The sequence below is a fragment of the Asaia prunellae JCM 25354 genome (assembly GCF_000613885.1).
In the GTDB taxonomy this organism is placed as follows: domain Bacteria; phylum Pseudomonadota; class Alphaproteobacteria; order Acetobacterales; family Acetobacteraceae; genus Asaia; species Asaia prunellae.
Map to the genome: position 1 here is coordinate 47,725 of NZ_BAJV01000005.1, position 16,923 is coordinate 64,647.

17 protein-coding genes and 2 pseudogenes are annotated in these 16,923 nt (G+C 56.3%); 10 read left to right on the forward strand and 9 right to left on the reverse strand.

Annotated features, from left to right (window positions below; genetic code table 11):
- Positions 1-21: 21 nt before the first annotated feature.
- From JCM25354_RS05240 to JCM25354_RS22235, 8 genes are all read right to left on the reverse strand, one after another.
- Positions 22-714 (reverse strand): gluconate 2-dehydrogenase subunit 3 family protein, encoded by a 693-nt coding sequence (locus tag JCM25354_RS05240; protein WP_025885235.1) that lies wholly within the window; start codon positions 712-714, stop codon positions 22-24.
- A 157-nt stretch (positions 715-871) separates the two neighbouring features.
- Positions 872-1,720, reverse strand: coding sequence for a hypothetical protein (locus JCM25354_RS05250; protein WP_025885236.1), 849 nt, complete (start codon positions 1,718-1,720; stop codon positions 872-874).
- Positions 1,721-1,749: 29 nt separating this feature from the next.
- Positions 1,750-2,766 (reverse strand): hypothetical protein, encoded by a 1,017-nt coding sequence (locus JCM25354_RS05255; protein ID WP_025885237.1) that lies wholly within the window; start codon positions 2,764-2,766, stop codon positions 1,750-1,752.
- Positions 2,763-3,680 carry an Hsp33 family molecular chaperone HslO gene (gene hslO / locus JCM25354_RS05260; protein WP_025885238.1) on the reverse strand — a complete coding sequence of 306 codons (918 nt, stop codon included), beginning with the start codon at positions 3,678-3,680 and terminating at the stop codon, positions 2,763-2,765. Before hslO ends, JCM25354_RS05255 begins: the two co-directional genes overlap by 4 nt.
- A gap of 55 nt (positions 3,681-3,735) precedes the next feature.
- Complete coding sequence (gene argF, locus JCM25354_RS05265) at positions 3,736-4,722, reverse strand: ornithine carbamoyltransferase (protein ID WP_025885239.1); 987 nt, start codon at positions 4,720-4,722, stop codon at positions 3,736-3,738.
- Positions 4,719-5,933, reverse strand: coding sequence for an aspartate aminotransferase family protein (locus JCM25354_RS05270; RefSeq protein ID WP_025885240.1), 1,215 nt, complete (start codon positions 5,931-5,933; stop codon positions 4,719-4,721). Before JCM25354_RS05270 ends, argF begins: the two co-directional genes overlap by 4 nt.
- 129 nt (positions 5,934-6,062) lie before the next feature.
- Positions 6,063-6,854 carry a hypothetical protein gene (locus tag JCM25354_RS22230; RefSeq protein WP_279379545.1) on the reverse strand — a complete coding sequence of 264 codons (792 nt, stop codon included), beginning with the start codon at positions 6,852-6,854 and terminating at the stop codon, positions 6,063-6,065.
- Positions 6,851-7,621 (reverse strand): serine hydrolase, encoded by a 771-nt coding sequence (locus tag JCM25354_RS22235; protein WP_279379546.1) that lies wholly within the window; start codon positions 7,619-7,621, stop codon positions 6,851-6,853. The genes JCM25354_RS22230 and JCM25354_RS22235 overlap by 4 nt, the downstream gene beginning before the upstream one ends.
- Before the next feature lie 59 nt (positions 7,622-7,680).
- On the opposite strand from JCM25354_RS22235, the gene JCM25354_RS05280 reads away from it, so the two are divergent.
- The 9 genes and pseudogenes from JCM25354_RS05280 to JCM25354_RS21325 all read left to right on the forward strand — a co-directional run bounded on the left by JCM25354_RS05280 (position 7,681) and on the right by JCM25354_RS21325 (position 13,672).
- Positions 7,681-8,304, forward strand: a complete 624-nt coding sequence (locus JCM25354_RS05280) for a regulatory protein RecX (RefSeq protein WP_025885241.1) — start codon at positions 7,681-7,683, stop codon at positions 8,302-8,304.
- On the forward strand, positions 8,301-8,810 hold the full coding sequence (locus JCM25354_RS05285) for a CHAP domain-containing protein (protein ID WP_025885242.1): 510 nt from the start codon (positions 8,301-8,303) through the stop codon (positions 8,808-8,810). Before JCM25354_RS05280 ends, JCM25354_RS05285 begins: the two co-directional genes overlap by 4 nt.
- A 51-nt stretch (positions 8,811-8,861) precedes the next feature.
- Entirely contained in the window at positions 8,862-9,128 is a 267-nt protein-coding gene (locus JCM25354_RS05290) for a twin-arginine translocase TatA/TatE family subunit (protein ID WP_025885243.1), read from the forward strand.
- Positions 9,129-9,135: 7 nt separating this feature from the next.
- Entirely contained in the window at positions 9,136-9,753 is a 618-nt protein-coding gene (locus tag JCM25354_RS05295; RefSeq protein WP_025885244.1) for a methylthioribulose 1-phosphate dehydratase, read from the forward strand.
- Positions 9,750-10,305 (forward strand): annotated as a pseudogene (locus JCM25354_RS16865) (1,2-dihydroxy-3-keto-5-methylthiopentene dioxygenase). Before JCM25354_RS05295 ends, JCM25354_RS16865 begins: the two are co-directional and overlap by 4 nt.
- Complete coding sequence (gene mtnC, locus JCM25354_RS05305; protein WP_025885245.1) at positions 10,302-10,994, forward strand: acireductone synthase; 693 nt, start codon at positions 10,302-10,304, stop codon at positions 10,992-10,994. The pseudogene JCM25354_RS16865 and the gene mtnC overlap by 4 nt, the downstream one beginning before the upstream one ends.
- A complete protein-coding gene (locus tag JCM25354_RS05310) occupies positions 10,991-11,920 on the forward strand; it encodes a bifunctional riboflavin kinase/FAD synthetase (RefSeq protein WP_025885246.1) in 930 nt (309 codons plus the stop codon). The genes mtnC and JCM25354_RS05310 overlap by 4 nt, the downstream gene beginning before the upstream one ends.
- Positions 11,921-12,368: 448 nt before the next feature.
- Positions 12,369-13,139, forward strand: coding sequence for a DUF3667 domain-containing protein (locus JCM25354_RS05315; RefSeq protein ID WP_243443919.1), 771 nt, complete (start codon positions 12,369-12,371; stop codon positions 13,137-13,139).
- Positions 13,140-13,525: 386 nt separating this feature from the next.
- Positions 13,526-13,672: a hypothetical protein gene (locus JCM25354_RS21325; RefSeq protein ID WP_159103456.1), complete on the forward strand. Its 147-nt coding sequence runs from the start codon at positions 13,526-13,528 to the stop codon at positions 13,670-13,672.
- 40 nt (positions 13,673-13,712) lie between these two features.
- Here the strand turns inward: JCM25354_RS21325 and JCM25354_RS05325 are convergent, their stop codons facing one another.
- Entirely contained in the window at positions 13,713-14,135 is a 423-nt protein-coding gene (locus tag JCM25354_RS05325; protein ID WP_148301406.1) for a hypothetical protein, read from the reverse strand.
- Between the two features lie 306 nt (positions 14,136-14,441).
- On the opposite strand from JCM25354_RS05325, the pseudogene ileS reads away from it, so the two are divergent.
- Positions 14,442-16,880 (forward strand): annotated as a pseudogene (gene ileS, locus JCM25354_RS23705) (isoleucine--tRNA ligase); the annotation flags it as partial.
- Positions 16,881-16,923 lie beyond the last annotated feature (43 nt).

Consider the following 16,923-nt stretch of genomic DNA (forward strand, 5'->3'; position numbering starts at 1 on the left):
TGGAACTCGAATTATTGACGCTCAGGCCTTCTGGCCGCTGATCGATACAGGAGCGAATGGATAGGCAGCGCCTTCCTGATTGACCCAATCCATGAAATCGGCCCGTGCACCGGGGAAGGCGAGCAAGGCCCAGCCCTCCATGTTGCGATTGCCGCCATAGATCGGATCGGCAAAGACGCCTTCAAGCGTGTTACGTCTCAGCTGTTCAAAAAAGAGGCGCGCGTTGAGATCGGGAAAATGAACGGCGCCTCCCTCGAAGGCCGTCAGGATTTCTATCTGGTCATGTGTATCAAGATCGGCAAATACCTTGCCTCGTGCAGATCGGGCATAATGATCGGCACCGGCAATTCCCTTGCGATAGAGGTCGCGAGGCGCAAAAGGGAGTTGGTAGCCAAGATTTGCAGGTCCTTCCCGGAACGGACCCGTCATGTACCATAATTCGCCGCGCCCGTAGGGCGTATTCATTTGCCGATCAATGAATACCGGTACTCCAAGCTCTGTGGCGCTAGGCCCAAGATCATCATGGGGATAAATGCAATCGCAGGCGGCATTAAGAAAGCGGATTTCTTCCGGAGTAAAAAATTGTGGTTTGTCACTGAGAGCGGTGGCAGCCAAAGCCCGTGCGCGAAAATCGTGACCGGCCAGAAGGAGAAAAGCGGTGGTACCCGCCGCGTTCCTGACGAAATGTCGGCGTGAAGACGAAGGCGTACTCAACCTGTTCTCCTGACGGAACAATTTTTCAAGAAGCCCAGAATATGAGCATCACCCTCTTCTTCGCGATTGTGTGATGAAATGCAAGCAGCTTTCTGTGTTGTCTCGCCGTCCCGTCTTGTCATTTCATCTGGCGGCCAAAGCATCAGCTTCCTTCCAATCAGGAATGGTTTGCAGGAAGGGCAAGAACGCCGGGTTGGGGTGATTTGACAGGCGGCGCAGAAGGACGCTCTGTTCCGGCGTCGTCACCAAGCGGGAAGACAGCATCCGGTTCCTGAGGTGTAGCAGGAGAGGCTTTGGCAGCCGGTAGTGAAGCAGGCGTTGCGCTGATTGAGCCGACCGATGACGATGAGGCTAATGGTGCATTGGCGGGCGTGACGACAGTTGAACCGGGACCGATATCCTGCTTCTGGATTGCACCTGGTAAAGGAGCGCCACTGGCATCGACCATCCAGTCATGCAGGGATTTCTTGATCTGAAATTCAAGTTCGACATTCATATCCTGCATCATCTGCGATGTCAGATCATACAGAACGGCGCGTGATTCAGGATCCTTGCTGCCGGGATTGAGGTTGCGCGTGATATGGGCAAGTGCATAGCCAGCCCGTCCTCCGGACGGAGCGGACAGATCGACATGAGCTTCAAGCTCACCCATGAGCATGCCGCCTGGCGCATGCAGAATGCTTGCTTTGGTGATGGTGAAGGTACCACTGCCTTCCGTGCCGCTTGCAATCAGGCGATCGCGGGCCATCTGTTCCAGAGCCTGTTGCGGTGGTGTGGGTGCCTTGCCTGAGATATCGCCGGGAACACTGCCTGGCGGCGCTGTATCGACAACTTCAATATGAGCAACGTTGAGATGCATCTTGCTGAGATAGCTGTAATCCAGCGGCGCAAAGCTTTGTGGTTCGTTACCGCCGCATGCCGTCAGTAAAGGCGAGATGCCACCAAGAGCAAGGCAAAGAGAACTGAGAGGCAGGAAAGACTTAACTCTGGACAGATGTTGCGACATGAGCGGCTCCTGAAGAATGCGTCTTGATGTCAGTTCTTTTTTACGAAAGAGCGTAGCCGCTCGAAAAGGCGGCCTGACTGTTTCTTTTCCTGTAATGTGCGTTGTTCTTCAACCGGTGTCGGACTGGATGGGTTCTGACTGAGAAATGCCCAGGATTCCGAAATCATGTCGGCCGAGGTGGTTTCAGGAGCATGTGGAAGTGTTGTCTCGACGGCTTCACTTTCTGCCAGCAGTGCGGAGGCCTGGCCGAGCCCGTAATCCCGGGCTTCAAAAGCCTGTGCGTCAGCGATTGATGCTACATGATGGGGATTGCTGAGATACCAGCCAAGAATCAAGGCTGGCAGCATTCCGGCCATGGTTTCGTCGCTGACGAGCAGATTGGCTTTTGGACAATAGAAACTGGGTAGCTGGTCAAGCTGCTTTTCCCACCATGACAGATAGAAAGAGCAGTCTGTCTCTTTGTCATAGAAGCGGTGCACAAGCTGACGATTGCTTACGAAGGAAATCTGTGACCGCAACGGAATGTCGGTCAGGGGGGACAGTACTACCAGAGATTCTGGCCCGACTCTGGTGCCGAGAAGGCGTCTGACCCGTCTGGCAGACAGGGTTTTTTCACCGAAATGCGCAATGTCCTTGTCCTGTTCGGCAAGGGCGGTTTGCAGCTGGCGGGTTTCAGTCAGGGTACGCACACACCAGGCTGCTGCAAGCTGGGTGGCGAGAAAGTTCGGCATGAGCGGCGCATCGGGGATGCCTACGGGCGAGGCGCTCAGGGAATATCTTGTCAGATCATCAAACCAGGGCGCGACTGCTGACAGGATCTGTTGCGGATGAAGACGCTGGACAGCTTCAATATGCGAACCACAGTAATTGTTCTCGCCATCGAGATACCACACAGCTTCCCGACCACTCAGAGGATCATGCATGACCAGACATCGGATATCATCCGTCAGAACGATCATTTCCTGCGGTACCCATTGATCGTACAGGGTCGTCAGGCATTCTCCATCAACACGAATATTGCGCAGCAAGTCATCCGGGGCATTCATCGCGCAATCTCGGCACGATCAAAACGAAACCCGACATTACAGAATTCGCAATTCATGGTGATGTGTCCCTCCTCAGCCATATGGTCGAGGTCGTCTTCCGGGAAGGTCGATAATACGCTTGCCAGTCTGGCCCGGTTGCAACGGCAGCCGAGGCTGACGACGCGTGAGCGATCAACCAGCACATCCTGTGTTCCGAAAAGACGTTCGACCAGCGTTGTCGGGCTGAGTGTCGGGTCAAAGAGCTCGGCAGCTGTCAGGGTGTTGCCGAGAATGCAGGCCGTGTCCCATGCATCCTCATGGTTGTCCTGCGAGGCCGCAATACCGCCTTCCTCAGCGATCTTTTCAAGCAGGAGAGCACCCGCCTGCCAGCCCAGATCTGTTTTTTCGCAATAAAGGCGCATCCAGCACTGATGCTGCTCGCTTGTGGCAAAATAATGCATGGCCATATCGGCCAGGGTCTCACCTTCGAGTGCCACGATACCCTGATGGCGTTCCGTATGAGCCCCCTGATCGACTGTGAAGGCAAAATAACCGTCCCCAAGCAGGGTTTTGGCCGAAGCCTCTTCCGGGACGTTTTCGGAGCGCAGATAAAAGCGCACCTCGCCAGCATCCGTGCAGTCTGTCACGAGCATGGATACAGGGCCATCACCCTTGATCTGAAGCGAGAACGACCCCTTGAATTTCAGGCCCGCACTCAACCCCGCCACGAGCGAGAGTGCCTCACCGGCAAGCGCGCGAGCCCGGTCGGAAATATCATGACGCATCAGCATGATATCGGCGAGCTTCCCCAGACGTACGAGACGACCACGTACAGGGCGATTGGCCAGATGGAACGGCGTGATACCGTGCGAGATGACGAGATCAGGCACGGTCTCGGGGCGTTGGGTGTCCATAAAGGCGGGTGTTTCGATCATCGCTGCTTTGTCTGGTACTTTTCTGGATCTGTTGCGCGTCGCGACCGTGTCGTGCTCAGTCGGGTTTGCCGAAAGAGCGCCAGTTTTCGCCGCCGAGCACCCAGAGAAGGAGACCCTTCTGTGCATGAAGACGGTTTTCGGCTTCGTCAAAAACGACCGAAGCCGGGCTTTCAAAGACTTCCTCGGTCACTTCCTCACCAATATGGGCAGGCAGGCAGTGCATGAACAGTACCCCCCTGGCCGCTTTCTGCATCAGGGCTGTATTGACCTGGAACGGGCGCAGGGTGTTGAGCCTTGTGGCCGATTCCTCGTCAGACATGCTCGTCCAGGTATCGGTCACAATGCAGCCTGCATCTCGTACGGCCTCGACCGGGTCGTGGATAAGCCGGATCTTGCCGCCCTCGGCCTTTGCCCAGTCGAGCACTTCCTGTCGGGGCTTCATGGTCTCGGGGGTGGCAAGGGTAAGAGAAAAGCCGAAACGGACAGCGCCTTCAATCAGCGAGACGGCGACGTTGTTTCCGTCGCCGATCCAGGCCCAGTGTGAGCCTGCGACAGGGCCGCAATGCTCTTCATAGGTCATGATATCGGCCAGGATCTGCACAGGATGCGAATCCGGCGTCAGACCATTCACGACCGGAATGCTGCTCCAGCGTATAAGTTCGCGGATCATGTCTGTTTCCCCAGTGCGTACAACAAGCACGTCAAGAAACCGGGACAGAACGCGTGCCGTATCGGCCAGGCTTTCGCCCCGACCGATCTGCATGTCAGAGGGTGACAGCACCGATACGTCGCCACCGAGCTGGCGCATGCCGACCTCGAAGGAGAGACGCGTGCGCGTTGACGGCTTGGACAGCATCAGTCCAAGCGTGCGCCCCGCGAGGGGATGCGCCGGGTGCATAGGGACACGCCTGTCATTCTGCATTGCCTTGACCGAGCGGCCGACATCAAGGATGTCGCGCAGTGTAGCGGAGTCCAGATCACGCAGATCGAGAAAATGCCTGATGGACGTTGTTGTGGAAGGTGAGCGTGTCTGGATGGTCATGCGAGGCGCTCCGTCGCGGCTTTGTTCTTGCTATTCTCAGAGGCTTCCAGCGCTGAGGCGGCGCGTGAGAGAAGCGCACAGGCTTCAAGGCATTCTTCTTCGGTGACGATCAACGGAGGCAGTAGTCGCAGCACGTTCTCACCTGCAGTAACGGTCAGAAGCCCTTCTTCCATTACCTGAGCCTGTACCTGTGCAACGGGCAGTCGGCATTTGAGTCCCCACATCAGGCCACGACCGCGTGCCAGTTCGAACACCGTCGGGTGCTTGCGTACCAGCGTATTGAGTGCGTCGTGCAGGATATTTCCCTTGTGCTCGACCTCCGGCAGGAAACCGTCTTCTAAAAGAACATCGAGAACGGCATTGCCTGCTGCGCAGGCGAGAGGATTGCCGCCAAATGTCGTGCCATGCGATCCTGCCCCCATTGAGGCCGCAACTTCCTCATTGGCGAGAATGGCTCCCATGGGAAAGCCTCCAGCGATACCCTTGGCCACCGAGATGACATCGGGGGTAACGCCATACCATTCATGAGCGAACAGCTTGCCTGTACGTCCCATACCGGTCTGCACTTCATCGAGTGCCAGAATGAGCCCGAACTCGTCACAGACCTGACGCAGCCCTGTCATGAATTGCGGATCGGCCTGTTTGATGCCGGTTTCACCCTGAATGGGTTCGAGCATGATGCCTGCTGTCTGCGGTGTGATGGCAGCGCGCAAAGCATTCATGTTGTTGAACGGCACATGATCGAAGCCTTCGACCGGAGCACCGAAACCTTCGAGATAGGCCGGATTGCCGGTGGCAGCGATCATGGCCAGTGTACGGCCATGAAAGGCGCCGGTGCAGCAGATGATGCGTGTGCGCTCCGGATGACCGCGACCCGACTGGGTCTTGCGGATCATCTTGACCATGCCTTCATTCGCTTCTGCGCCGGAATTGCAGAAGAACACGCTGTCGGCGAAGGAATGCGCGACAAGACGGTCCGCCAGCTTTTCCGCTTGCGGGATGCGATACAGGTTGGAGACATGCATCACCCTGGCGGCCTGTTCGGCGATCGCTTTGACCAGGCCTTTATGGCCGTGACCGAGAGAGGAGACGGCAATGCCCGCCCCGAAATCCAGAAATCGTCGCCCCTCAGCCGTGTACAAGCAAGCGCCCTGACCATGCTCGAAAGCAAGGTCGACTCGTTTGAATGTTGGCATCAGAGCGGAGATCATGGCGATGAGAGAGCCTGTTAGGAATTGGTGGAAAAAAGCAACGGCAAGAACCCCGCACCTGAAGACTCAGGGCAGGGCACAGGCTGCTGCAAATACCATGATGGGGGTATTGGCCCCCATCCGTCAAATTTACTCCGGGCTGCGCCTGTAAAACAGATCGCGCGCCAGCCAGCATCCGACACGCACACCCGTCAGTTTCCTGTGTTCGTTCCGCACAAAAGCCAGGGTCCAGTAGCCGGGTGGTGAGTGGTCTAGGGCCCTGAGGCAGGGAATCAGCCAGACATCCTCGCCCAGCGGTTGAAGGCGCTCCATACGGCCAAGACCGAGCATACCGGAAAAAGCACCATAAAGCGCGTTGTTCGTACCTTCCAGTGAAAGCACGCTGTCGAGTTCAGCGCAGTGATATTGTCCGGCAATGTCGTCCTGGCCGGGGCGGTCCGGGATGCAGGTCAAAGCGACTGAACGGTTCTCCTGTGGACGTTCCATCAGAAGCCCTTCGTCAGACAGACTCAGCCTTGTCGCCTCTCTGCCTGCACCGTTCTGAGTCCAGAGATCGAGCGTCTCGGGTGGGTAGGCGTAGCGCAAAGAGAGCTTTGTGCCCGACGCACTGGGCGTGACCGATGCCGAAAGTCCCGTCTCCTTGTCCAGATAATGCCCCAGCACGGCCCTGTTGCCGGGGTTTTCTTCCTGTGAGACCGGCGCAATGTCGAGTGCAGCGGCGGCGAGGTGAGCTGCTGCCGAATGCGCCTCGGACATGTGATTGAACATCACGACGACTGACAGACGCTCCTCCGCCAGATGCAGCCTGTGGCTGCGCCAGCCGCGCAGGGCGCCGCCGTGACCTGTCATGGCGCGTCCGAAAAGCGTGCCGCGTTGCAACCCATGGCCATAACGGGCCGGGGTGCCGTCTCGGAAGGTCACGGGGGCGGAGAGGCGATTGTAAAACCCTGCGGGTTGTCGCGCTGGGCATCGATTGCCAGCTCCCAGGCGACCATGTCGTCCAGGCTGGCGCCGAGCCCGGCATCGCCGGTCCAGAAGATATGATTGACCGCTGCCCGGTAGCCGGTAGCCTCGCTTCCCTCATAGCCCTGTGTGCCATCCGGCATGGCTCGCGTATCGGCAGCGAGAAAGGCGGTGTTCATGCCGTAATGCTCGAAGATCTGCGTTCTGAGCAGTTCGGCGAAGCTGCGGCCTGAGAAAGCTTCGAGCGCTTCGGAAATAAGAAAGAAATTCTGGTTGACGTAGGAGTAGGCTGTGCCGGGTCTGAAATGCAGACTACGCGTGCCTGAGATTACACGATGCGCTTCAATCGGGCCGAAAGCCGATTCAGTCGGGGCACCATGCAGCATTGCCACGGCCCAGTAATCGCGTAATCCGGACTGGTTATGGGCCAGATCCATGATTTCTGGAGGAGGCTCCCGAAGATTCGGAAGATAGCTGGCGATAATAGCGTCAAGCTTTGCCTTGTCAGAAAATTCATCAAGCAGTGCGCAGGTGAACTGCTTTGTGATTGAACACATGCGAAACAGGGTTTGCGGGGTGAAAGGCTGGCGGGTTTCGGCATTGGCAAACCCCCAGCTATGGCGGCCAACGACCTCACCATTCTTGATGACCGCTGCCGCACCGCCTGGACCCGGATAGGCTGAGGGCAGAGCGGCAAGCGCGTGGTCGAGCGATGATAGGGTCATGACGGGGCTCCGGCAGTTTTCACCATGTTGCTGCCATGAAGTTATGGCACAATGACAGCATGTCAGCGATTCCGGATCAGTCTTCCCCGCCGACAGCGGCAAGCCTGCGCGAGACGGCCCTGCGTCATCTCGCCCGTTTTGCTGCGACCGAGCAGGGTCTGGCCCAGGTGCTGGAACGCGCTGTGATGCGCTGGGCGCGCAAGGCAGCCGGGCAAGGCGGTGAGAGCGACCAGATCGAAGCACAGGCGCGTGCGAGCCGCGGCGAAATCAGCGGAATTATTGCCGATATGCGTCGGCTCGGCGCACTCGATGATGCGGCCTTTGCCCGCTCGCGTTCTCTCAGTCTGACGCGCTCGGGGCGTTCGCGCCGGGCTGTAGCGGCCAGTCTGTTGCAAAAAGGTATCGGCGCCGAAGTGCTGGGTGAAGCGCTGGAAGAAGCGCTTGGTCACAGGCATGATGACAGCGCTCATGAGCGTGAGCTTGCAGCAGCGTTGGTTCTTGCACGCAAGCGCCGCCTTGGACCGTTCAGAAGGGACGATGCCGATGAGCACACGCCAGAGCTTCACCAGCGTGCTCTGGCAGTCTTTGCTCGTGCCGGATTCGGCCGGGATGTAGCCGAACGGGCCTTGGCTCTGGATTTGATGGAAGCGGAGGATCGCGTCATGGCGCTGAAATCGTCATGAAGAAAATGATGCTTGGATTCAGTTTCTGCCTGGGTCTCGCTGCCTGTGGTGGCGGGCCGAGGGAATACAGCCGCGCCAGCTTCAATGGTCCGCTGCAATGCGCTCCCTATGCCCGCTCCAAGACCGGTGTTGCACTTTACGGGGCAGCAGCTTCGTGGTGGCGAGGCGCTTCCGGTAAATACAGGCGTACCCAGACGCCGGCGGAAGGTGAGATTCTTGTTTTCCGTTCGACCGGGCGCCTGCCGTCTGGTCATGTCTCTGTAGTCCGCAGTACCGTTTCGTCGCGCAAGATACTGGTTGAGCATGCCAACTGGGAGCCGGGCCGGATTGACCGTTCTGTGCCGGTTATTGATGTCTCCCGCAATAATGACTGGTCTCTTGTACGGGTCTACTGGGCGCCTATCAGGAATCTGGGTTCACGTGCGTATCCTACCTACGGATTCATCGTTCCACGCGACCTCGACAATATTGCGCGCTTGCAAGAGACGCCTGATCACGCCATGTGAGAAGCGAGGAAAAAGACGGTTGTTTGGTCCCGTCATACAAGGAGAGAGAATATGGGTAGCATGAGTCCCCTGCACTGGCTGATAGTGCTTGCCGTTGTACTCATCCTTTTTGGCGGCGGCAGCAAGATCAGTGGCCTCATGGGTGATTTTGCGAAGGGGATCAAATCCTTCAAGAAAAACATGGCCGAAGATGAATCGATGGAGCCCAAGCACGATCAGCCCAACGGCCAGATTGCCCCGCCGCCCCAGGGTAACTTTCAGCAGCCGCACTACACACCCCCGGTGTCGGGCAGTAATGTAAACAACGTCAATCACTGAGTTTTCCATGACCAAGCTTTCGGATCAGCTCTGGATGGATGCGGTACAGGACGTGCTGCATGCAGGTTGCAGAATGGATCAGCGAGGCTGGGTGCCGGCTACAGCCGGTAACCTCAGCCGTCGTCTTGCAGACGGTCGTATCGCAATTACACGTTCCGGCGGCCACAAGGGCTTTCTGAGCGAGCAGGACGTTATTGAAATCGATCCTGAAGGCTGCCCGCTTGCTCCTGGTCAGAAGGCAAGTGCCGAGACATTGCTGCATACGCAGCTCTATGCATCCGACCCGGCAATCGGAGCTGTGTTGCATGGTCATTCTGTTGCCGCAACCGTGTTGTCTATGGCTCTCGATACGCCTGTTCTCACCTTGTCAGGCTACGAGTTGATCAAGGTGTTTGAAGGGCAATCGACCCATGATACGGCAATTGACGTGCCGTTTTTTGCCAATGATCAGGATATTGCCCGTCTGGCGACGGTCGTGGCTCCCTCTCTGGGCAAAATGCCGGCGGGCTACGTGATCCGGGGGCATGGAGTCTATGTCTGGGGACGGGATATGGCGATGGCTCTTGCCCGCCTCGAAGGACTGGAGTTTCTTCTGGCCTGCGAACTTGAAAGGCGGAAACGATGAGCCGACTGACCATCTATCATGACGATACGCCTGAAAATCTCATTCTCGACACAGAGGATGCCCGGGTGATCGCCGAGACATTGCGCCCGCTCGATGTGCGTTTCGAACGCTGGCAGTCTCCGGTCACACCGGCCAGGGATGCCGCGCCGGAAGTTATTCTGGAGGCCTATCGCCCCTATCTTGACGGGCTGATGGGTGAAACGGGCGCAGGCAGTGCCGATGTGATTCGTTTTGACCGTAATACCCCCCAGATCGCTGCCATGCGTGAGAAATACCTCTCCGAGCACACCCATAGCGAGGATGAGGTGCGCTTCTTCGTGTATGGTCAGGGTGCTTCATCCTGCATGTTGAAGGGAAGGTCTATTCTGTTCTGTGCGTGCAGGGAGACCTGATTTCGGTGCCGGCCGGCACGCCGCACTGGTTTGATGCCGGACATGATCCGATGTTGTTGCCTTGCGTGTCTTTACCGATACAACAGGCTGGGTTGCGGAATACACGGGCGATGAGATCGCACGCCGGTTCCCTGTCACTATTCCGGAACTTGCGGCATGAGCACTGTTCGTCTCATTCTTCTGGATATCGAAGGTACTACCCTGCCGATCACTTTCGTCAGGGACGTGCTCTTTCCCTATTCTGACAAGGTGATGCCTGAACTGCTGCGTGAGCAGGCAGACAATCCGCTGGTCAAGGTAGCGCTGGCGGATATCGAAGCAACCAGTCCCGGTTGTGATCCGCTTGTCCAGCTTCATGACTGGACTGTGCGGGATGAAAAGGTTGCGCCGCTTAAATCATTGCAGGGTCTGGCCTGGAAGACAGGTTTCGAATCGGGCGCTCTCAAGGCACGTCTGTATCCCGACGTACCGCCGGCATTGAAGGCCTGGCATGACGCCGGATTACGTCTTGCAGTCTATTCATCCGGTTCGGCAAGCGCGCAGCGCCTGCTCTATGGCTATTCGGATGCTGGTGATCTGACGTCTCTTTTCGAGGCATTCTATGATCTCGATATCGGGGGCAAGAAAGTGGCCGAGAGTTATCGGGAGATTGCCTTGCGTGCGGGTGTCGCTCCCGGTGAGATCCTGTTTCTCTCTGATATCGGTGCGGAACTTGACGCGGCAGAAGAGGCAGGACTCAGAACCTGCCAGCTCGTGCGGCCGGAAGATGGTACGATCCCCCATGCTGGTACGTTTCAGGCGGCGGACTTCAAAGCTGTTGGCTTGCAGTTCGGATTGCCAGTCTCATGACCCTTTACGAGAACTGGACAGCGGTCCCCCATGGGGCACGTGGCTCTGCTGTCGCTCTTGGTAATTTCGATGGTGTGCATCTGGGACATGCCCATCTTCTGAAATCACTTCATGCAGCGCGTCCAGATCTTCCGCTTGGTGTTGTGACTTTCGAGCCCCATCCACGCGAATTCTTCCGCCCTCAAGACCCTCCGGTCCGTCTGATGTTGCCGCCTGTCCGTGCGCGGTTTCTGCATGAACTGGGTGTGAAACAGATTTTCCAGCTCCCTTTCGACGCTGATTTCAGTCATATGCCACCGGAGCGCTTCGTTGAGGACGTGCTGCATCATGGGCTGGGTGTGCAGCATGTGGCCTGTGGTCCTGATTTTGCTTTTGGCCACAGACGGGCCGGTGATATCGGGTATCTGGGTCACAGGCTCGAGACATTCGGTATCGGCCTGACGATTGTGCCTCCCCTGACCGATATCAGTGGCCCTTTTTCCTCCTCGCGCATTCGTCGGCTGCTTCAGGAAGGCTACCCGGAACGTGCCGCGGAGGAGCTCGGTCGTCCGTGGTTTATTACCGGTGCTGTTGCCCATGGAGACAAGCGCGGGCGTCTTCTGGGCTTTCCGACCGCCAATATCCCTCTGGGTCGTCATGTCGAACCGGCACGTGGCGTTTATGCCGCGACGATCCGTCATCCCGATGGGCGCATAAGCTCCGGCGTTGCCAATATCGGTCGTCGTCCGACGATCAATGACGGACAGGAGAGCAGGCTTGAGGTTCATCTCTTCGACGTGAGTGAGGACCTCTACGGTCAGGTGCTGGAAGTCAGTCTGCATAAACTGCTGCGGGAGGAGCGTCGCTTCGACGGGCTTGACGCCTTGAAGGCCCAGATTGCCGAGGATGCGAGCCAGGCCCGCGCCGTGCTCAGCCCTGCCATCTGAACCCCGCCTGCGATCCTTTTATCATGCCATGCATCGCGAAAATGATCTGCAACAGGTGCTCGCGATGTGTCACGCACTCATTTTCCGGGTGTGAAGAGCAAGGTGAGACTGAGTTGTTCACTATGTAGGCTTATTATCCAGTCAATGGATCTGATTCAGCTGCAGCAGGGTAATTGCGCTCTATACCCGGACGGTTGCCTTATCGTGTTCTGTAGCGAACCATGCGTTGTGTCACTGTGAAATGACATTTCAAGGACAGTTTCCCAAAATATGGGGGAAACGGTATGGTTCTGGAATGAAAAAACATGATCTCATGCTGGCCGGCAAGCCTCCGGAGAGGTGCCTCAACTGCGATACCTCTCTTCTAGGCCATTACTGTCACGTCTGTGGGCAGAACGCCCGTACTGCGGAGCCTTCTCTTCGCGAGTTCTGCCTGGATTTCTTCGAGATGATGACACATGCGGATGGCAAGGTCATGCGCACAATCCGTCGTCTTTTCTTTGATCCGGCTTGCCTGACACGTGACTATATAAAAGGGAAGCGGGCCAGTGAGATTCCCCCGATCCGTATGTTTTTTGTCTCGCTCCTGCTTTTCTTCGCGTTTACGTCTGTAGCGCCATTTCATAGTATTGTTGCCAGAGAAATACCTGAAGAAATGGCTGAAGAAAGCCACTCTACACTTCCGCTATCAGGACATGCTGAAAGTCTGAAGGTGGAGCTCAAGGCTCAGGTAGAGACTTTGACATTTTCCGGATCAAAACGGGTGCAGAAATGGTTAGATGATCATCTTGCCGCTGCGTTGGATAATCCTGACGAGGTGCAGCATGTGATGGGTGAATGGGCGGAGCGCATGGTGTTGCTACTGCTTCCCATAAGCGCAGTATTTCTCTGGATATTGTATGCTTTCCCGAAACCGGTTCCTCTCTACGATCATCTCATTGTCTCGCTGCATTCCCTGACAGTCCTGTTTCTGATTGTCACCGTCGCGACGATACTGGAAAAATTTCTGTCCGACGAAGTAATGGACTGGCTTATACGTGCGCTCGCTCTGGCGATGACGGTGCATCTTTTTGCACATCTGAAAGGTTTCTACAGGCGTTCGGCTGCCGGAACCGTTCTGCGTATGATCCTTCTCGGCTTGGCCACAATCGTGGCATCCTTCCTGCTCACCCTTGCTCTGGCCCTCATCGGCCTGCAACTTGGAGCCGTGGGGGAATAGAGATGAATGTCCTGCGGTAATACCTGGTCTTGCAGGGTGTCGAGACGACCCGTGTTGTTATCATGACCTCCAGGCTGACACTGTCTGGTTGAGAAGCAACCGCGAGAGCATCCAAGGTTTACCCAGTGACGGGCCATTGTCCTGCTTAAGGATGATCCCGGAAAGATCGCCTGATTCTGTGACGCTTAATCGGGATCTATCGGAGCGGCAGACTCCTCTCTCTCGTACATTCTGGATCAGTGCCTAAAATGTGAAGTTTTGTTGTTTGTTGTCACCGTTCTCATGTTATATATTAACTGAGATTAATAATTCCGGGGGGTGTCATGTTTGGCGCGATGCAAATGTATCAGATGCAGGCGATGGAACAGCACATCGCCCAAAAGGAAATGCGTCGTAAAGAAAGCGTTTCGCGTCTTGTCAGGCTGAAAGCCTTTCTGCGTCAGGATCTTACGACGCTCGGCCAGCAGATTGACGGTACCTTCGACAGTGTCTGTTCCTCGACAGGCTTTTCCAAACATGGAAGCTTGCGCTGAGTCCGTGATGGGCGAATATCTGCAGACGTCGGCATTCAGGTCAATTGACCATGGTGCAGGAGAGGGGCGTTCTGGTTAGCCGGAAAAATTCTTTCTTGCGTAGATAGAAAACAAACTCGAAAGAGACATTTCCATTCATAAATTGCTTCAAATTGGTGGAGCAATATCGTTCTGTCGTTCCATTTACGATCATTCGTTTCAGCTCTGTCTCTGAGTACTGAAAGATAGCTTCATCTGCATGATGACTTAACGCGATTTCTTCAGTGATTGTGCGCCCCTTTCTGCGTGCCGACAAGATCGTAGACATTGGATTATCTGCAAATGGAGCAGCGCGGTTCAGGAGGTTTACATAGTCATCGATCGCGGATATCGGCATTTGTGGTGGGGTCAAGGCGCTTTGTGCATTGGTTTCTGATATAAAAAGAAAGATAGATGCGACAAAAATCCAAGCTGCTTTTCTCATTATCATTGCCCCTTAGCGCGTATGACGCATAATACAGAAAAGATTTTTGTCTGGTAGGTCAGTCTACTGACTCTCTATTCCTCTGAAACACGCTTTAAAAATCTTTGTGATTTTGCTGCGTCCATCGAAGGCAGGATGCAACCTCTGCTCTTGACCCCGAAGCCCGCATCTTCGCATAACTCGCGGTTCCCTGACTCCGTCGAATGATCGAAGATGCCTGATTCCAAAAGCCCCGATCCTCAGGACCGTTATCGCGACACGGTCTTTCTGCCTCGCACCAGCTTTCCGATGCGTGGCAACCTGCCTATGCGCGAGCCGGAAATTCTGGCGCGATGGGAATCGATAGGGCTTGATGAGAAGATTATCGAGGCAGGCAAGGGCAAGCCGGTCTTCACCCTGCATGATGGGCCGCCTTATGCGAATGGCCATTTGCATATCGGACATGCGCTGAACAAGATCAACAAGGACGTCATCAATCGTGCCCAGCGCATGAATGGCGCCCGTGTGCGCTACGTGCCGGGCTGGGACTGCCATGGCTGCCGATAGAATGGCGTGTTGAAGAAGAATACCGCAAGGCAGGCAAGAACAAGGATGATGTGCCTGTTCTGCAGTTCCGTGCCGAATGCCGCGACTATGCGCGTCGCTGGCTGGATACCCAGGCCGAGGAATTCAAGCGTCTTGGCGTACAGGGGGAGTGGAAGAACCGTTACGCCACGATGGATTTCAGTTCGGAATCAGCCATTGTGGCTGAAATCGGCAAATTCCTGCTCAATGGTGGGCTCTATCGCGGTTTGCGTCCAGTCATGTGGAGCCCGGTAGAGAAGACGGCCCTTGCCGAAGCAGAAATCGAGTATCACGACATCACATCGACCACGATTCATGTGGCTTTTCCAATCGAGGCCGATCCTACACCCGGACAGGCTCTGCAAGGAGCGTCCGCAGTTATCTGGACGACCACGCCCTGGACCATTCCGGCCAATCGTGCCATCGCCTATGGTCCCGAAATTGCGTATGCCGTAATCCGCGCTGACCTGCTGGAAGAAAGCAGTCTTGTAGCGCCGGGGTCGCGCTTCCTGATTGCCGAAGAGCGTCTGGTAGATTTCTGCGCTCAGGCAGGGATTCAGGAATATCATACCCTTTATACCCTCCCCGGCGAGGCTCTCGAAGGCACGATCTGTGCCCATCCCTTGCGTGGTTGTGGCTACGAATTTGATGTGCCCATGCTGCCGGGCGATTTTGTGACGACTGATGCTGGTACGGGTCTTGTGCATATGGCCCCCGCCCATGGTCAGGACGATTTCCTGCTGACACGTCAATACGGAATTGAAGTGTCCGAACTGGTGCAGGACGATGGCACCTATGCCCCCTGGGTACCGCATTTCGCCGGTATCCATGTGTTCAAGGCGGCCGATCCGGTTTGCGCAGCCCTGACAGAAGCAACGCAGCGCTGGGCTGCGAATGGCGATGCCGCAGCCGGCCTCGTCGCGCGCTCAAGCATTGTGCATTCCTATCCGCATTCCTGGCGTTCACGTAAACCGATCATCTTCCGCGCGACCCCGCAATGGTTCATTCGCATGGATGGTGATCAGGCGCTGCGCCGCAAGGCACTCGATGCGCTGGCTGATGTCACTTTTGTGCCTGAAGCTGCGCGTAACCGCCTGACTTCCATGATTGAACAGCGCCCCGACTGGTGCATCAGCGTCAGCGTGCCTGGGGCGTACCGATTGCGGTCTTCGTTGAGAAGAGCACCGGTGAAGTGCTGCGTGACGCGACGGTGATGCAGCGTATTGTGGACGCGATGGCCGAGCATGGTGCCGATATCTGGTACAGTGCCGATCCGGCGGAGTTCCTTGGTGAAGGACGTGATCCGTCGCAATACGAACAGGTTTTCGACATCGTTGATGTCTGGTTCGAGAGTGGCTCGACTCACAGTTTTGTTCTGGGTGAAGACGGGCTGAATTTCCCGGCCGATCTCTATCTGGAAGGGTCCGACAGCATCGCGGCTGGTTCCAGTCTTCTTTGCTTGAGAGCGTCGGAACACGCGGCATGGCGCCCATGAAGGCGATTGTCACAAACGGTTTTGTGCTCGACGAGCAAGGCCGCAAGATGTCGAAGTCACTGGGTAATGTGATTGCGCCCAAGGAAGTGACCGACAAGCTTGGCGCGGATATTCTGCGTCTGTGGGTCGTCAATTCTGACAGTAATGAGGATCTGCGTATTGGTAACGAGATTCTCAAGCAGCAGGGCGAACTCTATCGTCGTTTGCGCAACACGCTGCGTTGGCTGCTAGGGGCACTTGACGGCTTTGCGCCTGAAGAGGCCGTACCTTATGAACAGCTGCCGGAGCTGGAACGTTATATCCTGCACCGGCTGAGCGATCTGGGTGGTTTGCTGAAGCAGGCGGTACATACCCATCAATGGGTTGGCGTCTATCCGATGCTCCACGGTTTCTGCACGACCGATCTCTCCGCTTTCTATTTCGATGTACGAAAGGACGCTCTTTACTGCGATGCGCCCGGCTCGATGCGTCGTCGTGCCGCCCGTACTGTACTGGATATTCTTCATCGCGCGCTTGCCACCTGGCTTGCGCCAGTGCTGGTCTTCTCGGCTGAAGAAGCTTGGACAGCCCGTTTTGGCGAAGAAAGCTCTGTTCATCTTCAGACGTTTCTTGAACCCGATCCGCTCTGGCATGATTCTGCCCTTGGCGAACGCTGGACCCAGATCCGTGCCCTGCGCCGCGTGATCACCACGGAGCTGGAAGGGGCGCGTCGTGGTGGTGTGATCGGGT

Bases quoted from the DNA above. Each gene is read 5' to 3' on its own strand.
- JCM25354_RS05250 (WP_025885236.1), bottom strand. From the start codon at position 1,720: ATGTCGCAACATCTGTCCAGAGTTAAGTCTTTCCTGCCTCTCAGTTCT.
- JCM25354_RS05255 (WP_025885237.1), bottom strand. From the start codon at position 2,766: ATGAATGCCCCGGATGACTTGCTGCGCAATATTCGTGTTGATGGAGAA.
- hslO (WP_025885238.1), bottom strand. From the start codon at position 3,680: ATGATCGAAACACCCGCCTTTATGGACACCCAACGCCCCGAGACCGTG.
- argF (WP_025885239.1), bottom strand. From the start codon at position 4,722: ATGACCATCCAGACACGCTCACCTTCCACAACAACGTCCATCAGGCAT.
- JCM25354_RS05270 (WP_025885240.1), bottom strand. From the start codon at position 5,933: ATGATCTCCGCTCTGATGCCAACATTCAAACGAGTCGACCTTGCTTTC.
- JCM25354_RS22235 (WP_279379546.1), bottom strand. From the start codon at position 7,621: ATGACCCTATCATCGCTCGACCACGCGCTTGCCGCTCTGCCCTCAGCC.
- JCM25354_RS05280 (WP_025885241.1), top strand. From the start codon at position 7,681: ATGTCAGCGATTCCGGATCAGTCTTCCCCGCCGACAGCGGCAAGCCTG.
- JCM25354_RS05285 (WP_025885242.1), top strand. From the start codon at position 8,301: ATGAAGAAAATGATGCTTGGATTCAGTTTCTGCCTGGGTCTCGCTGCC.
- JCM25354_RS05290 (WP_025885243.1), top strand. From the start codon at position 8,862: ATGGGTAGCATGAGTCCCCTGCACTGGCTGATAGTGCTTGCCGTTGTA.
- JCM25354_RS05295 (WP_025885244.1), top strand. From the start codon at position 9,136: ATGACCAAGCTTTCGGATCAGCTCTGGATGGATGCGGTACAGGACGTG.
- mtnC (WP_025885245.1), top strand. From the start codon at position 10,302: ATGAGCACTGTTCGTCTCATTCTTCTGGATATCGAAGGTACTACCCTG.
- JCM25354_RS05310 (WP_025885246.1), top strand. From the start codon at position 10,991: ATGACCCTTTACGAGAACTGGACAGCGGTCCCCCATGGGGCACGTGGC.
- JCM25354_RS05315 (WP_243443919.1), top strand. From the start codon at position 12,369: ATGATGACACATGCGGATGGCAAGGTCATGCGCACAATCCGTCGTCTT.
- JCM25354_RS21325 (WP_159103456.1), top strand. From the start codon at position 13,526: ATGCGTCGTAAAGAAAGCGTTTCGCGTCTTGTCAGGCTGAAAGCCTTT.
- JCM25354_RS05325 (WP_148301406.1), bottom strand. From the start codon at position 14,135: ATGAGAAAAGCAGCTTGGATTTTTGTCGCATCTATCTTTCTTTTTATA.